Annotated in this window: 16 protein-coding genes; 4 read left to right on the top strand and 12 right to left on the bottom strand. The window is 43.8% G+C overall.

Annotation, left to right across the window (positions count from 1 at the left end; all coding sequences use genetic code 11):
• Positions 1–3: 3 nt before the first annotated feature.
• The 5 genes from dnaG to LEP1GSC047_RS05360 all read right to left on the bottom strand — a co-directional run bounded on the left by dnaG (position 4) and on the right by LEP1GSC047_RS05360 (position 3,668).
• On the bottom strand, positions 4–1,791 hold the full coding sequence (gene dnaG, locus LEP1GSC047_RS05380) for a DNA primase (protein WP_039934147.1): 1,788 nt from the start codon (positions 1,789–1,791) through the stop codon (positions 4–6).
• An 11-nt stretch (positions 1,792–1,802) separates the two neighbouring features.
• Complete coding sequence (locus LEP1GSC047_RS05375; protein WP_010419516.1) at positions 1,803–2,252, bottom strand: GatB/YqeY domain-containing protein; 450 nt, start codon at positions 2,250–2,252, stop codon at positions 1,803–1,805.
• Between the two features lie 41 nt (positions 2,253–2,293).
• A complete protein-coding gene (gene rpsU / locus LEP1GSC047_RS05370; RefSeq protein ID WP_010569755.1) occupies positions 2,294–2,503 on the bottom strand; it encodes a 30S ribosomal protein S21 in 210 nt (69 codons plus the stop codon).
• A 402-nt stretch (positions 2,504–2,905) separates the two neighbouring features.
• Positions 2,906–3,121 carry a hypothetical protein gene (locus LEP1GSC047_RS05365; RefSeq protein WP_020988364.1) on the bottom strand — a complete coding sequence of 72 codons (216 nt, stop codon included), beginning with the start codon at positions 3,119–3,121 and terminating at the stop codon, positions 2,906–2,908.
• A 106-nt stretch (positions 3,122–3,227) separates the two neighbouring features.
• Positions 3,228–3,668 (bottom strand): hypothetical protein, encoded by a 441-nt coding sequence (locus LEP1GSC047_RS05360; protein ID WP_052580653.1) that lies wholly within the window; start codon positions 3,666–3,668, stop codon positions 3,228–3,230.
• Positions 3,669–3,879: 211 nt separating this feature from the next.
• Between LEP1GSC047_RS05360 and fbp the strand changes: the two genes are divergently transcribed.
• Positions 3,880–4,878 (top strand): class 1 fructose-bisphosphatase, encoded by a 999-nt coding sequence (gene fbp, locus LEP1GSC047_RS05355; protein WP_039934144.1) that lies wholly within the window; start codon positions 3,880–3,882, stop codon positions 4,876–4,878.
• A 66-nt stretch (positions 4,879–4,944) separates the two neighbouring features.
• Here the strand turns inward: fbp and LEP1GSC047_RS05350 are convergent, their stop codons facing one another.
• From LEP1GSC047_RS05350 to LEP1GSC047_RS05320, 7 genes are all read right to left on the bottom strand, one after another.
• Complete coding sequence (locus LEP1GSC047_RS05350; protein WP_010419528.1) at positions 4,945–5,724, bottom strand: response regulator; 780 nt, start codon at positions 5,722–5,724, stop codon at positions 4,945–4,947.
• A gap of 36 nt (positions 5,725–5,760) precedes the next feature.
• The gene (locus LEP1GSC047_RS05345; RefSeq protein ID WP_010419530.1) at positions 5,761–6,237 is read right to left on the bottom strand and encodes a response regulator; all 477 of its coding nucleotides are present in this window, start codon (positions 6,235–6,237) and stop codon (positions 5,761–5,763) included.
• A complete protein-coding gene (locus tag LEP1GSC047_RS05340) occupies positions 6,234–7,406 on the bottom strand; it encodes a histidine kinase dimerization/phosphoacceptor domain -containing protein (RefSeq protein ID WP_010419532.1) in 1,173 nt (390 codons plus the stop codon). The genes LEP1GSC047_RS05345 and LEP1GSC047_RS05340 overlap by 4 nt, the downstream gene beginning before the upstream one ends.
• 2 nt (positions 7,407–7,408) lie before the next feature.
• On the bottom strand, positions 7,409–12,118 hold the full coding sequence (locus LEP1GSC047_RS05335; protein ID WP_020988233.1) for a HAMP domain-containing protein: 4,710 nt from the start codon (positions 12,116–12,118) through the stop codon (positions 7,409–7,411).
• Between the two features lie 214 nt (positions 12,119–12,332).
• On the bottom strand, positions 12,333–12,965 hold the full coding sequence (locus tag LEP1GSC047_RS05330) for a response regulator (RefSeq protein WP_010419537.1): 633 nt from the start codon (positions 12,963–12,965) through the stop codon (positions 12,333–12,335).
• Positions 12,962–14,698, bottom strand: coding sequence for a GAF domain-containing sensor histidine kinase (locus tag LEP1GSC047_RS05325; protein ID WP_010419541.1), 1,737 nt, complete (start codon positions 14,696–14,698; stop codon positions 12,962–12,964). Before LEP1GSC047_RS05325 ends, LEP1GSC047_RS05330 begins: the two co-directional genes overlap by 4 nt.
• A 115-nt stretch (positions 14,699–14,813) precedes the next feature.
• Complete coding sequence (locus LEP1GSC047_RS05320; protein WP_010419545.1) at positions 14,814–15,242, bottom strand: SRPBCC family protein; 429 nt, start codon at positions 15,240–15,242, stop codon at positions 14,814–14,816.
• A gap of 198 nt (positions 15,243–15,440) precedes the next feature.
• Here LEP1GSC047_RS05320 and LEP1GSC047_RS22075 point away from each other — a divergent pair, with 198 nt between their 5' ends.
• The 3 genes from LEP1GSC047_RS22075 to LEP1GSC047_RS05305 all read left to right on the top strand — a co-directional run bounded on the left by LEP1GSC047_RS22075 (position 15,441) and on the right by LEP1GSC047_RS05305 (position 18,742).
• Positions 15,441–15,851: a hypothetical protein gene (locus LEP1GSC047_RS22075; protein WP_010419547.1), complete on the top strand. Its 411-nt coding sequence runs from the start codon at positions 15,441–15,443 to the stop codon at positions 15,849–15,851.
• 174 nt (positions 15,852–16,025) lie between these two features.
• Positions 16,026–16,205 (top strand): hypothetical protein, encoded by a 180-nt coding sequence (locus LEP1GSC047_RS22070; protein ID WP_020988420.1) that lies wholly within the window; start codon positions 16,026–16,028, stop codon positions 16,203–16,205.
• A gap of 236 nt (positions 16,206–16,441) precedes the next feature.
• On the top strand, positions 16,442–18,742 hold the full coding sequence (locus LEP1GSC047_RS05305) for a sensor histidine kinase (protein ID WP_010419551.1): 2,301 nt from the start codon (positions 16,442–16,444) through the stop codon (positions 18,740–18,742).
• Positions 18,743–18,745: the final 3 nt, after the last annotated feature.

Here is an 18,745-nt window from a genome sequence, read left to right as displayed (position 1 = left end):
CCTCTATCGTATTGCCGAGCCGGCGTTGCGAATATGCTCTAAGAGCTTTTCCTTCTCGGTCTTGTAATATGCCAATTTAGTTAGTTTTTCCAGTTGGTCTAGGCTGGAATCTCGATCGAGCTCTCTCATTCTTTCGTCGATTACGAATACTTTTTGTTGCTCCAGTAAAAGTCCGAAAACTTTGGAGGCTTCCTCCAAGCTCATTTCCGATTCGTCCAACAGAAACGGTGCGATCGCTTCCTTGAATTCGTTCGGTACTTCGGAAGCTAAAATAGCTGCCGGAGAAATTTCTTCCTCGCTAGCATACCTTGTATATAGAAAGTCCCAAAGAAACGCGCTCTTAGCGTCTAAGAATTCCATCGATGACAATTCTTCCGAAAAAGAAAAAAGTGCGTTCATTCGTACAAGAAGAGCTATCAATTTTCGTTCGCAATCTTCTGCGGGACTTGGACCGGAAATTCGCACTCCCGATCTACCTTTATTATCGGACCCAGCCGGGGCGAACTTGGCTCCCCCGCCTTTATAATCGCGTAAAACGGCATCCATGCTGATGCCCAGTTTGCGAGCCCCGAGTCCGAGGAAAAATTCCCTATCGGAATCGCGAGTTAATCCGCGGAGGAAACCGTAGAGATTGTCCAGAGCCTTCCTTTTTTTCTCCGGAAGGGCGCGAGAATCCGTTTTTTCCAATAATTCGTCCACTACGAACGAGGAAGCGGGGTGTGAAGTTTCGAGCAGCTTTTGTAATTCCTGACGACCGCTTTCTTTGGAGATATCAAAAGGATCTTTCCCCTCCGGAAGAAGCACAACGGAGCATTCTAATCCTTCTTTTAGACAGAGTTCGGCGGCATGAAGCGCCCCTTTTCGACCTGCAGAGTCCCCATCCAAAACTAAAAGGAACCGATCAGCGAATTTTTTCATCGTTCGAATATGGTTTTCCGTGACTGCAGTTCCCATACAGGCGACCACATTCTCAATTCCTTTCGAGACCAATCCGATCACGTCCAAATACCCCTCCACTAAAATCGCTGTTCTGGATTTTTGGATGGATTCTTTGGCCTGGTATAGATGGTAAAAGGTTCTGCCTTTGTCAAAGATCGAAGACGCGGGGCTATTCACGTATTTTGCCTCTTTTCCCGGTCCCAAAATTCGTCCCGAAAATGCGATGACCCTGCCGGAAAGGTCCAGAACCGGAAACATGAGTCTTTCTCGAAAAAAATCATACGGTTCTCGGCCTTTATCCGACTCTCGGATGAGTCCGACATCTAAGGCGGCTTTGATCTCTTCCTTGGAAGAAAAAACTTTAGGGATCAAATTCTGAAATCCAGGAAGAGAGAATCCGATCTGAAAACTTTTTTGGACTTCCTCGCCCAATCCTCTCGAATTTAAATAATCTCTTGCCGCAAGCCCAGTAGGAGAACGAAGATTTTCTAAGAAAAATTGCAAAGCCTTACGATTTACCTTATAAAGTAATTCGGTCTTCTCCTGTTCCTCTTTCCCTTTTTCCTGGATCGGTATCCCGGAATATTCGGAAAGAATTTCCTTAGCTCTTTGAAAATCGACGCGCTCGTAGCTCATAACGAACTGGAATATATCGCCGGAGGCTTTGCATCCGAAGCAATGGTAAAACTGCTTGTCCGTTGAAACGTTGAATGAGGGAGATTTTTCCTGATGGAACGGGCAAAGCCCTACCATATTTTTTCCGCGTTTTTGAAGTGGTACAAATCGACTGATATAGCTTTCGATGGGAACTTCCCTACGTACTCGGTCGATAAACTCCCTTTGGAACTGCAATGGTTGCCCGCTTAGGAGAGTTTGGACTTAACGATCGCAGAGACCTTTGATCCATCTATGTTCAACCCTTTGAACTCGGCCATGACTCTCCCCATGACTTTGCCTATATCTTTCGGACCCGTCGGTTTTAACTCGGCTACAATTTTATCTAGAACGCCGATAATCTGCTCTTCAGATACTTCAGGGGGAAGATAGGATTTGAGAACTTCCGCTTCGGCCTTTTCTTTATCCGCTAAATCGGATCGATTCGCCTTTTCATACATTTGAATCGCATCGGTCCTCTTTACGTAACTACGCTTGATTAATGCGATAATTTGTTCGTCTACTAACTCTTGAGCGCCGGTTTTCGTTAATTCATACTGGATATCCGCCTTAAGAAGGCGGAGTGTGGACAGAAGAGGTTCTTGCTTTGACTTAATAGCCTCTTTGAGGTCGGTATTGATCTTTGCCTGTAGGGACATGTTCCTCCCCTTTTCACTGTCCGAAATCGCGTGAGCGCGGATTAACCGCGATCCTTCCGCGAAAAGAGGCGCTTTTTCTTTTCGAGCTTGCGTTTTGCAGACTCAAGTGCCTTCTTTTTTTTGATACTTGGCTTTTCGTAGAATTCACGGCGTTTAATTTCGCTCATGATTCCCGCATTAGCACAATCCCTCTTAAAACGTTTGAGGGCGGATTCGATGGATTCTCCTTCTTTTACGATGACTCCTACCATTCGGTGGAATTCCTCCAGTTGGGATTTTCCGGATAGGAATCTAGGATTTCGGCCTTAATTTCGGCGGGAAAACCAACCCTGAAGGGACAGATTTCCCCGAGGTCCGGAAGCAGGGAATAAAAAGCCCTGTTTTACTAGTTTCTTATTTTCAGGTTCCCTGTCAAGGGAATTTATTCCCAAATTCGATCCTGGAGAGTTTATCTGTTATGGATCTTGGCCAAAGTTGAGGGTGATTTTGACCAAGTGTGGTCAAAAGGTGCTTTTTTAAGATGGCGAGATTGGGGCTTGTTGGTGTGTAGAAGTTCCTACAAGTCGGTAATTTCTACTCAGGTTCATCCGGAACTTGAATTCCAGTTGGAATTTTTGGCGTGGGATTTGTAGAAGTTCCTACAAACTGGCCTTTCACGCGGCAAAAAAATCGGCCTTCTGTATTTCGGAAATCTCGATCGTGGCTTCGATACCGAAACTGCCGTTTTTAATTACGATGTCCCCGTCCATTCTACGGTTCTTATCTAATTCGATGATAGTTCCATCTTTCAATGTGAGAATAATATCAATTCCGCGATAGTTGATATAACGTTCCAAGGTAGCTCTAAACTTTTTCGCTCTATCTTCCATCTTTCTCTCCCGTACGTTCCAATTTACGGTACAAACGTTCATTTTCAGAAGAGAGTTTTTTTAGCGTTGCAAGATTTTTGGGAAATCCTAAGAACTAAGGCGGGAACTATCCCATCAAGGGGCGAAGCAATTTTTCATATACAGGTCGAAAGGAATCCAGGGGTTCGGTGATTTCGAGGAAACGAATTTCGTAATCGATGATTAGATGGTTCACTTGAAAAATAACTTCATCAAATCTACTCTTCACGATATCCAATCTACAATCGGGGCAAAAGGTCAGAAAGGACCTGGAATTCAAAACATAGAGTTTATCGTAAGGTCGTAAATGCGCCTGTATCACCGATTTTAAATCGGCTAGAATTTCCCCCGATTTTTGCTCCCCCAAAAGTCGAAAGTACTGGGAAAGATCCTGGAAATAAAAATGAGTCAATACCATTTCCGTACTCAGGGAATTCTTTACGTCTCTGAGAAACTGATTCGTAAATTCTTCGAAAACATCCGGAATTTGCGTTTTGGTTATGGGTGAACTCACGACTGTTTTAAATATCGACCGAATCGGTCCGATTTTCACCTCTTTTTCTTTTGCAGAATCCCGGTATCCGGTTAAAATTTTTTCGGTTGTCCCTTCCCGGTTCAAAGTCTGATACGATTCTTTCCCTCAAATCCGGCTTGTCTTCCCAGCAGGGCGCGATTTCATAACCGAGTACCATTTGCTAATGTAGGAGATTCCCGTGACGACCGCACATCCGACCCAATTGATGAGTCTTTCCCAATATTTGATTGAGGAGCAACTGAAGCTTCCTCAAGCAACGGGAGATTTTACGGCTCTCATGAGTCACTTGGTTTACGCCGCAAAAATCGTTTCGAGGGAAGTTCGTAAGGCCGGGTTACTGGATAATATTTTAGGCTCCACCGACCAGACGAATATTCAGGGCGAAACCGTCATGAAGCTGGACGAATATGCGGATAAAATCTTTACTCATACTCTAACACGTTGCGGTCACCTATGTGCGATGGGAAGCGAGGAACAGGAAAATATCATTCCGATTCCGCCGGGTTATAAGATCGGAAAATATACGATCGCGATTGATCCCTTGGACGGCTCTTCGAATATAGATGCAAACGTTTCGATAGGTACGATATTCTCCGTTCATTTGCGCACTTCCCCTCAGGGAACGCCGGGCACCAAGGAAGATTTGCTACAAAAAGGAGCTAAACAAAGAGCCGCCGGATATATCGTGTACGGATCTTCAACCATGTTAGTCTTGTCCGTTGGCAAGGGGGTTTCGGGATTTACTTTAGATCCTTCTTGCGGGGAATTTATACTCTCCCATCCGGAAATGAAAATGCCCGACTCCGGAGGAATCTATTCCATTAACGAAGGAAATTATAATTATTGGTCCGATGAAGTAAAAAATTATATTCGAGATATCAAATCCATCGAGGGCGGGCGTAAACCGCAATCCGCTCGCTATATAGGATCTCTCGTCGCCGATTTTCATAGAAATTTGTTGAAGGGCGGGATCTTTCTATATCCGAACGATACAAAATCTCCGAAATACCCGAAAGGAAAACTGAGATTGTTATACGAAGTTGCTCCGATGGCGTTGATCGCCGAACAGGCGGGAGGAGTCGCAGTTACTGTGGAAGGGCAAAGAATTTTGGACTTACAACCTTCGGAACTTCACGAAAGAACGACATTCATCGTTGGTTCAAAAAAGGAAGTAGAGCATTTCCTTACTTTCGTTAAAAAATAGTCCGAAAGAAGAGTGCCAAATTTGAAGTGATAGGAATCGGGATTTACTCGTTCCGTCGATTCGATATCATTTCCATGAGTTATCGGAGAGAGACTTTGTAAAGTCTCTGATGATAAGTATATAGGCAAGATCTAATTCCTCTTCCACTACAACGAATTTATTTACCGTCAACACTTCCGTCATAACTTTGTCCTTCGAAATTATGAAACCGTGGGAGGGAATGTCTAAATCGGATTCCGCTTTTAATAAGGTCTCTATATCCGAATCCTTAGAAGGAGAAGAAGCCAATATTCTGACGACTTCTTTGAGGGGACGTCCTGAGGCCTCCGATTCCCCCCAGCCGGTCAACTTTTGAGCGGCTCCGTTTATAAAGCAAATATTTCCGGAACGATTGATGGCAACGATACCCTCCTGTAGATTATAGAGTGTAGCCGACATGATGCGATCCTCTTCTAAAAATCCCTTTTCAATCTTATGCCTATATAAGGTTAGCTCTATCGCAATTTGCAATTCCCTACTTTGAAAAGGCTTTAAAATATAACCGTCAGGTCCGGTAGCCTTAGCCCTGGTTAATGTTTGCGCGTCCGAAGAGGCGGTTAAGTAAATGATAGGTACGTCTGAAAATTTATGAATTTGTTCTGCCGCCTGGACCCCATCGATAAATCCGTTGGAAAGAATTATATCCATAAGAATCAAATCCAACTCTGTATTTTCCGCCTTTTTCACCGCCTCCTCTCCCGTATAGACGATGAACGGAGCCGGATAACCCATTCTTAAAATTCTATGCTTAATATCCTGTGCGACGAGTCCTTCGTCTTCAACAATGAGTATTTTTGCGGTTCCCAAAGTGAGCCTTCCTTTTTCGGTAAAATCTTCGCTCGATCAATAAGTTCCGTACGTTTTCATATCAACAAGATCTTTAAGAATTTCTGAAATAGAACTGCGTAGGCGATAATCTTCTTTTCTTTTTTTCCTCAGCGCGCGATTACTTAATGCCGTTTCGATTAAGACTTGAAGTCCTCTGATTCGAAACGGCTTCAGCACGTAGGCAAAAGGCTTTGTGGCAATGGTTCGTGAAACTGACGATGAGTCGGCATATGCGGTTAGAAAAATGACAGGAACGTCTATTTTTCCTCCGAAGGCAATTGCAGTTTCGACACCATCGAGGACACCTGAAGAAAACATTATATCCATTAACAATAAATCCGGAGGCGCCTCAATTACCCTGCAAATCGCTTCTTCCCCATTTCTGGCTATACTAACGTTAGGGTATCCGGCTTTTATTAGGCGGCTTTGTATATCTTTCGCTACTATATTTTCGTCTTCGACGACTAGAATTCTGGCCGGATTTATACTCATCTCTTTACCCGACTGCGATCTTTAAACGCTATAGTAAATTTTGTTCCCGAGTCTTTACTCAAATGCAATTGTCCTTCGATTTGCTCGGCTAACGTACTCACTAATTGTAAGCCTAAAGAATCGGCTTGTCTATAATCAAAATGTTCCGGGAAACCTATACCGTCGTCCTCGACCGTTAAAACGTATTCCTCGTCGATATTTTTTATAGAAACTGAAACTTTACCCTGGTCTCGGCCTCGAAACCCGTATTTCAGGGAATTCGTTACTAACTCGGTTACGATCAATCCGCAATGTATTGCCGAGTCCAAACCGAACGTTACGGGATCGGCGTCTATTTCGAAGCTGATTCTGGAATCCACTCTGTATGTTCTCAATAGATTGGTCACTAAACTACGCAGATACTCCTTAAAATCCATTTTTGCCAAATCTTCGTTTTGATATAACAACTCGTGAATGAGCGCAATCGATCTGATTCTGGACTGGGAGTCTTCGAACATTTCGAGCGATTTTTGATCTTTAATATAATTGCCCTGTAAGCTCAATATGCTTGATACGATTTGAAGATTATTCTTCACACGATGATGTATTTCGCGAAGAAGAACTTCCTTTTCTCGTAAGGAATTTCTCAGAGCTTCCTCCGCTCGTCTTCTTTCTAAATTCTCCGTCATCAATTCTGCATTGACTTTATGTAATTCGCCGGTGCGTTCTTCGACCCGTATCTCCAACTCATCGTGGCTTTGTCGAAGTAACTCTTCCTGCAGAATTAAAATTTTATTTTTTTTGTATAAATCGACAAATACGGAGACTTTCGATTTCAGTATTTCCGGGGCTATCGGCTTAATTAAAAAATCGACTGCTCCTAGCGAATATCCCTTAAACATTACCGTATCACTATTGCTGTAAGCGGTCAAAAAAATGATCGGGATCTGTGCGCACCTTTCGCGTTGACGGATTAGCGCAGCGACTTCGAAGCCGTCCATTCCGGGCATTCGGACATCCATGAATATTAGAGCGAAATCCTCCGGATCTATAAGTAGTTTTAAGGCATCCTGTCCCGAATGAGCTTTGATCACATTTAATTCCGGATCTGCAAGAATGTATTCCATCACCCGTAGATTCTCGGGATTATCGTCGACGATGAGGATATTCACTTTAAATTTAAGATTCATATTCACCTACATAGCAGGACCCGGAGTAACGAAAGCAATTGGTCGACGCTGACCGGCTTTGTAATATAATCCGTAGCACCGGCGTCGATACATTTTTCCCGGTCCCCTTTCATAGCTTTGGCTGTCAGGGCGACGATAGGAAGTTCGACGAAATTCTCATCCGCTCGAATGCATCTCATAGCCTCATAACCGTCCATGTCAGGCATCATTACATCCATTAGCACGACTTCCACGCCCACGGCCTTTTTTAAAAGTTCGATACCGTCTCGAGCGTTCTCCGCATACTCGATTTTCATTTTATGCCGCTCTAGAACGCTGGCTAGTGCGAAAATATTCCGCACATCATCGTCTACGATCAGTACTTTGCGGCCTTTTAAGGCTTGATCATTATGCAAAGTTTCCTGAATCAATTTTTGATGCAGAGGGGTTAAGTTTTCGATCCGTTGATGCAGGAAGATCGATATTTCTTCCGCAGCCAAAGCCGGAGACTCAACTTCCTTCAGGATAAAACCTTTCTTTAGACTTTGAATTTCCGCCTCCTGGGCTTGACTCAGTTCGGAGTCGATGTTTAAAACGATCGGAATTATTTCCTTGCCAATATGGTCGATTTCAAGAACGAAATCGTGGAAAGGCCTGTCCGGTAGGTCAAACGAACAGTAAATACAGTCGAAAGAATCCTGCATTAAGAAGCCTAATGCTTCACCTGCGTTTTCCGTCGTCTTTATATTCAAATCGCACTCGCCGAGTAATTCACGTAGTTCCTTTGATATTTCCTCGTTTCCGTCGATGATCAGCAGCGATCTCGAAGTTTTACTTTTAAAATTTGAGAACCTATCAAAGACTTGCTGAATCATACTCGACTCGATCGGCTTGGTTACATGTGAGAGAGCTCCCATTCGAAGGCTTCTCCTCCATTCATCACGTTCGGATATTATCTGTACCGGAATATGTCTGAATTTCGGTTCCTTTTTTAGCCAATTAAGAATGAGCCAACCGTTCATGTCGGGTAATTGATGATCGAGCAATACTGCCTGAACGGGAAAATCCTTGAGGAGAGAAAATCCGGTTTTACCGTCCAATGCGACGAGGCCTTTGAACCCGTTCTTTCGGGCCATCTCTAAAAGCAGCATTGCGAATGATTCCTCTTCTTCGATAATTAAGATCGTATCCCCGGATAAGCTGGAACGATCGTCTTCCACCAAACGTCTCGGAATTCTGCCGGAATTTTTCGGGAATGATTCATGTAAGATTATCGGATTCATCTTATCGCCGATTCGGTTGGACTGAATCCATTCCGTCGGCTCTCCAACGGTTTGAACTTCATCCGTCGGTATGTATTCGATCGGGAGATAGAGCGTGAATGTGCTACCCGTATCCGATTGACTTGTGAGTTTGAGTTCTCCGCCTAATAATCTCGTGATCTCCTTGCTGATCGATAGACCTAGACCTGTCCCACCGTATTTGCGACTCGTGCTTCCGTCGGCTTGCCGAAACGCCTCGAAGATCAAAGTTTGCTTTTCCAACGGGATGCCGATCCCGGTGTCTATGACGGAGAAAGCTATCACCGAGCTGGCCTGATTGAGTATTTGGTGATCACCTCCCCAGCCTGATTTGACGGTAGAAATGACCAAGCGCACTCCTCCCTTATGCGTGAACTTAAATGCATTAGAAAGGAGATTTCTCAAGATCTGCTGCAACCTTTGTAGGTCGGTAGTCATTCTGGCCGGGAGATCGACGTTTAAATCCACTTGAAATTCAAGCTCCTTATTTCTAGCTGTTTCTCGAAAAGACCTTTCAAGATAATCCGCAAATTCTTGAAATGATACGGAATCCAAATCGACCGTCATTTTTCCGGATTCTATTTTTGATAAATCTAATATGTCATTGATCAATTGCAGTAGATCGTTTCCGGAACTGTGAATCGTTCTTGCATATTCGATTTGTTTCATCGATAGATTATTATTTTCGTTATCGTATAGTAATCTCGATAAGATCAACATGTTGTTCAGCGGAGTTCGTAATTCGTGGGACATATTGGCGAGAAATTCGGATTTGTATCTAGATGTTAAGGCGAGCTGTCTGGCCTTCTCTTCAAGGGAATGTCTGGCCTGCTCCACCTCCATATTTTTCCGCTCGACTTCGTTATTTTTTCTCGCGAGAAGTCTAGCTTTCTCTTCCAGTTCGTCGTTTTTGTCCTGCAATTCTTCTCTTTGCTCTTTAAGCAGATCTTCGGATGCCTGCAATGATTTGGCTTGTTCTTCCAATCGTTCGTTCGTTTTAGTCAGCTCTTCCTGACGTCCTTGTAGTTCCTCGGTTAAAGTCTGTGACTGAATTAGGAGTTCTTCCGTTCTCATACTGGCTGCGATCGTATTTAAAACGATCCCGATACTCTCGGTCAGCTGATCTAAAAAGTTCAGATGGATCGGAGTAAAACTCGGAAAGGAAGCCAACTCAATGATCGCCTTGACTTCTCCCTCGAATAGAACAGGAAGCACGACTATATTCGAGGGTGCCGATTCTCCTAACGCCGAGCTGATCTTGATGTAATCATCCGGGACCTGAGTTAATAGGATTCTCTTTCTTTCCAGGTAACACTGGCCTACCAATCCTTCTCCAGGGTTAAATCGATTCGAGACATTCTGGCGCTCTTGGTACGCATAGCTTACCAAGAGTTTTAAAGAGGTTTCGTCCTCCGAGTTTTCGGTGATGAAAAAAGCTCCGTGCTGTGCGGAAACAAGAGGAGCCAATTCCGATAAGATCAATTTACTTACATTTACTAGGTTTCTTTGTCCTTGCAACAATCTTGTAAATTTCGCAAGATTCGTTTTGAGCCAGTCTTGTTCCGTATTGATTCTGGTCGTTTCTCTTAGATTTCGAATCATCTCATTGATATTATCCGAAAGAGCCGCGACTTCTCCGGCAGCCTTAACCGTAACCGTCCTGGATAAATCCCCTTTCGTCACACCCGTGGCAACCTCGGCGATTGCGCGAACCTGAGTGGTAAGGTTGCTGGCCAACTGATTCACATTGTCCGTTAAATCTCTCCATAACCCGGCTGCTCCAGGAACGCTTGCTTGACCTCCTAATTTACCCTCGATTCCCACCTCCCGTGCAACGGTCGTAACTTGATCTCCGAATAGGCCTAACGTATCGATCATATCGTTGATCGTATCGGAGAGTTCGGCTATTTCCCCCTTCGCTTCCAAATATAACTTTTTCTTTAAATCTCCGTTAGCTACGGAGGTTACCACCTTGGCGATGCCACGCACTTGAGTAGTGAGATTATTCGCCATGAAGTTCACACTGTCCGTGAGATCTTTCCAGGTTCCGGCCACTCCTCGGACATCTGCCTGGCCTCCTAGTTTTCCTTCCGTTCCCACTTCCCTCGCAACCCGGGTCACCTCGGAGGCGAAGGAATTCAACTGGTCCACCATCGTATTGATCGTGTCCTTCAGTTCTAAAATCTCACCCTTTACATCCACGGTGATCTTCTTGGAGAGATCTCCTCGAGCAACAGCAGTCGTAACTTCTGCAATGTTCCGAACCTGTCCTGTGAGGTTGGAAGCCATGGAGTTCACACTGTCCGTGAGGTCCTTCCAGGTTCCGGCCACTCCTCGAACATCTGCCTGGCCTCCTAGTTTTCCTTCCGTTCCCACTTCCCTAGCAACCCGGGTCACCTCGGAGGCGAATGAATTCAACTGATCCACCATCGTATTGATCGTGTTTTTGAGTTCTAAAATCTCACCCTTTACATCCACGGTGATCTTCTTGGACAAGTCACCGGTCGCCACTGCCGTTGTAACTTCTGCAATGTTCCGAACCTGTCCTGTGAGGTTGGAAGCCATGGAGTTCACACTGTCCGTGAGGTCCTTCCAGGTTCCGGCCACTCCTCGAACATCTGCCTGGCCTCCTAGTTTTCCTTCCGTTCCCACTTCTCGGGCAACTCGGGTCACCTCGGAGGCGAATGAATTCAACTGATCCACCATCGTGTTGATCGTGTTTTTGAGTTCTAGAATCTCACCCTTTACATCCACGGTGATTTTCTTGGACAAGTCACCGGTCGCAACTGCCTTAGTTACTTCGGCGATATCCCGAACCTGCCCCGTGAGGTTTCCGGCCATAAAGTTTACGCTGTCCGTAAGATCTTTCCAGGTTCCGGCCACTCCTCGAACATCTGCCTGGCCCCCGAGTTTTCCTTCGGTTCCCACTTCTCGAGCGACTCGGGTCACCTCGGAGGCGAAGGAATTCAATTGATCCACCATCGTATTAACGATTTTAGCGGTACGTAAAAATTCCCCTTTTAACGGGCGTCCTTCGATTTCTAAAGCCATATTTCTCGAAAGGTCTCCGCCGGCTACCGCTCCGATTACGCGCATTACTTCAGTATTCGGTTGTACTAAATTGCCTATAAGAGAGTTAACGGAATTCATGCAGGCTGCCCAAGAGCCACCCGTTGCTACGGCGCTGATCCGATGTGAAATTTTTCCTTCTTGTCCGACTTCGTTGCTGATTCGCTCGAATTCCTTTACCATCCGATCGTTTTGGTCTATGATTTCATTAAGAATGTCTGATATTTTACCGGCGATACCCGTTTGGTCGAGGGGCATTCGTCTGGATAGATCCCCCCTTTTCAAGGCGGACAAAACTTCCAATAATTGTTTTAAATCCAGCGCTTCTCTAACAGGGATTTCAGTCGTTTTAGTGGAAACCATAGCCGTTTACTCCGGTGCTAAAGATGCAAAAAATATTGCGGAAAGTAATAATTATGCAACGTAAATGGAAGAGTAACAACAAAAAATGATATTGCTATTTATCGTATTATTATAGTTAAACGGCATCATAATTTGTAGCAGAAAATGTGACAAAGGGCGCGTAGGCCTATGTATTCAATTTTGGAATATACGCTTACGGGAAAGGTTGGATATTTTATTCGAGCAATTGTTGATCGAAAGCGTATCGTATCAATTCCTGAGTCGATTTTAAATTCATTTTATATAAAATTCGAGATCGATACGTGTTGATCGTGTTTACGCTCAAGCCTAAATCCTGCGAGATGCTTCGAACATTTCTCCCTTTCGCCAATAGTAGAAGAATTTGAAATTCACGTTCTGAAAGATTTTCGTGGGATAAACGGTCAACGGGGTTGGATAATTCTCTGACGAGAATTTCCGCCGCTTCGGAACTTACGTAACGTTGGCCGGAAGCGATTCTTCTAATTGCACTGATTAATTCGTCTCCTGCGCTGCCTTTCGTAATATAGCCGGCCGCCCCCGATTTTAAGGCCCGAACGGCAAATCGTTCTTCCGAATACATGCTTAAGACCAAGATTCGCATATTCGGAAAGGATTTGTGAACGTATTTAACGGTCTCCATACCGTTCATAAGCGGCATATTCAGATCCAGAATGAGTATATCCGCAGTACGATCGGCGAGAAACTCTAGTACCTGCTTTCCGTTTTCGGCTTCATATACGACGTTAATATCCTGTTCTCCGACCAGGATTTTTTTAAGGCCTTCTCTTATCAATATGTGATCGTCCGCAAGAATAGTATCAATCATGGAAATGCCGTTTTTAATGTTTCTCCGCGCGGAATTCTTACCGTCACGGTAGTTCCTTTGGAATTATTATTTTCGATAGTCAGTTCCCCTCCTAAAACCGTGGCTCTTTCCCTCATGCCGATCAAACCTAAGGATTTAGAATTTGAAATCTTGTCGGTAGGAATTCCTACCCCGTTATCATGCACGGATAATCGTAGGTTCGATGCATTTTGGCTTAACGACACGTCTACAATCGTCGCCTGTGAATGTCTAATCACGTTCGTGAGTGTTTCTTGAAGAATCCGAAAAATAGCCGTAGCGCTTTCCGCACTGGTACTAAGCGGGACATCGACTTCGATGGAGATACTGCAGATAATCCCCGAACGATTTTGAAAGTCCTTTACGTACCATTCTATACCTTCCAACAAACCAAGATCGTCGAGGATTAAGGGGCGAAGTTCGGTGGCGATTCTTTGCACCGATTGAATCGCCGAATCCGCGATCTTGTTCATTGAATTTATTTCATCCATTAGCCTTTCTTCGTTATGGACTATATCGTTCTTCTTTTTACGCAATAAAGAAAGGTCGATTTTTAAGACGGTCAATAATTGCCCTAACTCGTCGTGAATTTCGCGAGCGATTCGAACTCTTTCTTCTTCCCGCACCCTTTGCAAGCGAGCGGCCAAGGCTCGTAATTCTTCCCTTGAATTGCGAAGATAGTTTTCGGCGTACGTTCTTTCAAAAACTCGTCCGATTTGAGAACCGATATGCCGTAAGGCTTCCAAGAAGGAGGGCTCCGGTACTTCAGGACCGGAAAAAAATTCCAAAACGCCTACGATCGTTTCGCGAACAAAAAGAGGAATCGAACAACAAAAAGAAATGCCGGCCTTCCGAGCCAAGTCCTGCTGCAAAGTCGTGAACTCGGAACGAATATCCTCGATCCAAATTACTTTTCGTTCCCTTATTACCCGCATCGCGATTCCCGAGGCAATAGAATGAATCTGTTTTTCCAATTCCAACTTTAATGCCTTGAGAGCAGCCTCTTCCTCCATATACCAAATCGGTGCTAACTCGAGCATCTCCGTTTCGGAGGACCACAGATAAACCCGACCAAGTTTCCAGCCCGATATCAGACAAATTCTATCTAAGGCAAATTGCAAAAGCGCTTCGACATCGTCCGCCTCGTTGGCCGCCGTCGAGATTTGCTGGAGAAGGTTTAAAATAGAAATCTTAGAGAGAAGTTGTTCTTTATCGGGCGAATCCGACTTTATGGACTCGTCATTTAACGTTAAAGATTTAGTTCCAGAAATAATCGGATCGGTCTGAAAATCCGATTCCTGAAAGGATCGAGAATAAGACAATGTCCGCCCTTTCGAAAAAGAATTATGCGCGGAAGGAGCCGAGTCGGGAGCTTCAAATACCACAAAATAAAAATTACGATTCGAAGAACTCCGCCAAATGGAAACGAGCCCTGTGGAAGAATCCACGTTTCTATTTTTGGAACGGATTGCGGCATGAAATGATAAGGACAAAAAATCGTTTCGCCCGTCCCATTCGGGTATAATTCGAGCCAAGGTCTCAAATCGTACGGATTCTCCGAGATTTTTAAATTTCCGGTCCGCATATATATTCCATTTTAGAATATTAAAATCCTCATCGAGGAGTAATAAGGGGTCTTCGACACAATTTTCAAGAAGATTCCACTCTTCTAAAATTAAGGATCGATCATACTCGATGTTTAACTGGTTCGGCACGCAATAATTATCTCTTTTTAATTAAGATCTTTCAATTCGTTTTTCCCGACTAATTATGCGTCCTTGAAAAAAATGTAATATCGCAAAAGGATCTTAACGAATATTACGGAAAACTTCAATCGCCTATATGTATTTTAACGTCGTAAGGAGCGGGACGACCTTCGTCTCGTTCCAACCAGTATTTAAGACTTAAGAGAAAAGTGGCCCATTTGGTGCTGCAATGATGCATAAACTCGACCGGATTCTTCCAATTCGCGTGGGTAAAAATTACGAATGTCTGGTTTTCCTTATATTCCAGCTTAAACTTAACCTCGGTATCCAACCACTCTTCCGGTCCCCGAATGCACCTCCATTTTATCGATTCGTAAGGCAGCAACTCGACTACCTTCATGTCAGTAAACCCGAAGAGAATCGTCTCGTTTAATTCGGAATTTCCCTTCGTATCCGATACCCACCAATGACGTAATCCGTCGATACTCGAAATACCTTCGAATACTTTTTGAATCGGCGAGGCGATTCCAACTCTGTGAAAAATGTCCGGCATGTTTTCTACCCCTTTGACGAAATGAATCCGCGAATTTAAAGGCCTAATTGGATTAACCGGTTTGTCAAACGAAATATGTAATATGTTCCGAGTGCGGATTAGCAGGAAATATAATTTATAAATCCGAATAAATTTTTGCCCTATCCGGACGACACGTTTATTTCTTGAGCGATCGATTTTTGTCGGCTGGGGAATACGATGGGTAGTTTTTGGAATATATTAATACGCTTAACAATTGTGGTTACAGGACTACTGTCCGGAGAAGTCGCTTCTCAATCGTTAAAAAAGATAGAAAGTTACAAGGTGCAAAATCGAGCGGATGCCTTTTTGAAATTAGACGCGAATCGGTACGTTTTAGCGGGACAGAAGAACGAAAATTGGGAATCATTAGAAAAGAATAAAGTTACATTTCGTATTTTAGATATTCCGTATAGAAAAACGGTTGATTTGTCCCCGCCGGTCGCGGAATTTGCGGCGAATCATCCGGATGTTTTTATAAAGGCCACTCAATCGGAACGTTTCCGAACGAAAGATCGTTCGTCCAATTTAATACTAATCTTGTTCTCTTTGACGGGGCAAAGGGCGTTACGGAGTCGCATTCGATCCTAGTAATCAAAATCTTTTAATTTTAAGTAATGAAACAGGCAAGCTGGTCAAAACGAATTTATCTTCGTCGGAGCAGGAAACTTTCGATTCTATTAAAGGAGCTCGGAATTTAATTTTTTCAAATTCAGGAAAATTCGTATTTGTCTTCGTTCACGGCGGATTAGTGGAAGTTAGGTCTTGGCCATCTCTAAAAAGCCTAAAAAAATTCCCGTTTCCTCGTTACAAACAGGACAGTCGGTTTGGGAACCGGGTGGTTCCGTTTTCAGCAATGATGAAAGTTTTGCGATCATACCGGAAAGCGACACTGTTTCCCAATTGGGAAAATCCGGATTTTATCTTTTTTCCATCAACGAATGATTTGTATTTCCTGATCGATGCTTAAATCAAGTATCGATATTCGATCGTTCTTAAAATAAAAATTTGGCTTTAGTCTTTCTACTGTGTCATTCGTATGTATTAACGATTGCTCGTCGAATAATTAGTGCAAATTGAATTTTATCTTTTGCATCGAACGTCTGATCTCTTAATAAGCGGGTTGACTTTGCACCTAATCGTTATAGAGTGTTAGTCGAGCCTATTTATCCAAACCGACGATGCACCGTATCTTTATCTTTTTTCTGCTAATCGCGATTTGCGTAGGATGTAAGACTCACCCTAGTTCTTCGGAAAAATCGAATGAGGTGAAAATCGAGTCCGGAACTTTAGATCTGCGAGTTCGGAACCTGGAATCATCTCCTCTACTATTGAATGGATCCTGGGAATTTTATTGGAATCAGTTCGTCCCAGCGTTCTCCCAAAATCGGAGCCCCGTTGATTATTTTCCGATGCCGGGATTCTGGAATGAAAAAAGCGTCGCTCAACAAGCCTTAAACTCTCAGGGATACGCAAGCTACCGTTTAAAAATACTTTTACCCGAAGAGCGTTCATTATATGCAGTTTCTATAATAGACTTAGAATCGGCGTATATTCTATTTGTGAACGGTGATGTCGTAGGAAAAAACGGAACAGTCGGAACTTCGCGAGAAAAGGAAATCCCCGAATGGCGTCCCGCCGTTTATCCATTTGAGGCCTCGGGAGACACGGAATTACTTCTTCACGTTTCCAATTTCCATCATCAGTTGGGTGGAATCTGGCAAGGAATTTCTTTCGGAAAGGCCGAATCCCTTTTATCGGATCAACGGAACTCGATAGCATTGGAACTCTTCGTCGCAGGTTCGATCTTTATGATCGGAGTTTATCATTGTTTGATTTTCTTCGTTCGGCGGAGGGAATTAACTTTCTTACAATTAGGCCTTTTTTGTTTTATAATGTCCGTCCGAAGCTTGGTAACGGGGCAGCGCTATATTTTGCAGATTCTTCCGGATTTATCCTGGGAATCGTTAGTGAGACTCGACTATTTATCGGTCTATGTGGGAGCGCCGGTCTTACATTGGTATTTGTTTACGCTTTTCAAAAAATACTATAATCGATACGTGTTCGGCGTTTTTGCCTCCGTTTCGGGATTTTTCAGTGCCCTTGTCTTATTTCTAGATCCTCTTATATTTACCAGATTCGCTACTATTTATCATTTGGTCCTACTCAGCTGTTCGATCTATTTTCTTTACATTAACTTTATAGCCGTGCTCCGTAAAGAAACAGGTGCTGCCGTCCTTTGGATAGGTTGGATTGCTTCTACTTTGTCGAACGTAAACGATATACTCTACACATCGTCTATCATTCATTCCGGATATTTTTTCGCTATTGGGCTACACATTTTTTTATTGACTCACTCGTATTATCTCGCCGTTCGCTATGCTAATACTTTCAATTTAAGCGAAAGACTCGGTCAGAGAATGGAAAGCCTATTGACGATTACTAGAAATTTGAATCGTTCGAACACTAGGGAAACCGCGATTTGGACCGCTTTCTCCGGAATTCTTGAGGCGTTCAATATAAGAAGCGGATATTGCGTATTTCTTTTCCAACCGGATTCGGAGAAATTTATCCGACTACTTCCTGAACCGAATTCTTTACCGGAAGCCACTTTATCGGATGTTAATATGGAACTAAGTTCCTTATCCGAATTGGAACTCCTCGGAACTCGGTTGCGTCTTCCAGTGCTTCGAGGAAATGAAATTCTTTGCGTTTTACAATGTGAAGGAATAAAGATCGAGGATTTAGAAAGAGAAAAACTGTACATTACGGGTGTTTGCGAATCTCTTAGCGTTGTCTTGGATAATATCGATAAGATTCGAGCGGAAGCACTGGCCAGCATCGGTCAAGCCGCATCGGAAATCGTTCACGATATCAATCATCATTGTCAGGTCATCGGCATTCAAGTTCGTACCGCTTTACAAGAACCGCAATCCGCAGGAGGAATTCTCGAACAGATCGAAAGAGAGGCTTTATACATGAGAAATATGGCCTTGGACATTCTCGATTTCGCAAGGGAACGAATTATTGTTCGTCTGGAAACGCATACTTTATCCGAGATAGCTAAGCGCATAGAGACCGATCTGTCCGATCAATTGAAGGAAATACCTATCGAGTATAAAGTCGTCTTACGAGAAGAAGGTCTCGTTCGTATGGACATGGATAGGTTTCGTAGAGTCGTCTTAAATCTGACTCGAAATGCGGCCGCGGCCATGCAGTCCGGTGGATTCTTTCAAGTCATCATAGATCGGGAAGACAATCGGCTTTATTTTATTTTTCAAGACAACGGGCCCGGCATAAAACCCGAATTGCGAGGTAAATTGTTTCAACCGTTCGGTCTTATCGGCGGAGATCAGAAAGGTTCCGGATTAGGGTTGGCGGTGGTCCGAAGAATCGTACTCGCTCATGGAGGAGAAATTCATTTTTATTCGGAACTGGGAAAGGGAAGCCGATTTACGATCGAGCTGCCTGCGAACGTGTGATTT

Source organism: Leptospira inadai serovar Lyme str. 10, from assembly GCF_000243675.2.
Classification (GTDB): domain Bacteria; phylum Spirochaetota; class Leptospiria; order Leptospirales; family Leptospiraceae; genus Leptospira_B; species Leptospira_B inadai.
The sequence above is the reverse complement of the archived record's forward strand: the minus strand, read 5'-3'. Positions and strand labels throughout refer to the sequence as shown.

Coding starts and splice junctions, on each gene's coding strand:
- LEP1GSC047_RS05375 (WP_010419516.1), bottom strand. CDS start 2,252: ATGTCCCTACAGGCAAAGATCAATACCGACCTCAAAGAGGCTATTAAG.
- rpsU (WP_010569755.1), bottom strand. CDS start 2,503: ATGGTAGGAGTCATCGTAAAAGAAGGAGAATCCATCGAATCCGCCCTC.
- LEP1GSC047_RS05365 (WP_020988364.1), bottom strand. CDS start 3,121: ATGGAAGATAGAGCGAAAAAGTTTAGAGCTACCTTGGAACGTTATATC.
- fbp (WP_039934144.1), top strand. CDS start 3,880: ATGAGTCTTTCCCAATATTTGATTGAGGAGCAACTGAAGCTTCCTCAA.
- LEP1GSC047_RS05345 (WP_010419530.1), bottom strand. CDS start 6,237: ATGAGTATAAATCCGGCCAGAATTCTAGTCGTCGAAGACGAAAATATA.
- LEP1GSC047_RS05340 (WP_010419532.1), bottom strand. CDS start 7,406: ATGAATCTTAAATTTAAAGTGAATATCCTCATCGTCGACGATAATCCC.
- LEP1GSC047_RS05335 (WP_020988233.1), bottom strand. CDS start 12,118: ATGGTTTCCACTAAAACGACTGAAATCCCTGTTAGAGAAGCGCTGGAT.
- LEP1GSC047_RS05330 (WP_010419537.1), bottom strand. CDS start 12,965: ATGATTGATACTATTCTTGCGGACGATCACATATTGATAAGAGAAGGC.
- LEP1GSC047_RS05320 (WP_010419545.1), bottom strand. CDS start 15,242: ATGCCGGACATTTTTCACAGAGTTGGAATCGCCTCGCCGATTCAAAAA.
- LEP1GSC047_RS22075 (WP_010419547.1), top strand. CDS start 15,441: ATGGGTAGTTTTTGGAATATATTAATACGCTTAACAATTGTGGTTACA.
- LEP1GSC047_RS05305 (WP_010419551.1), top strand. CDS start 16,442: ATGCACCGTATCTTTATCTTTTTTCTGCTAATCGCGATTTGCGTAGGA.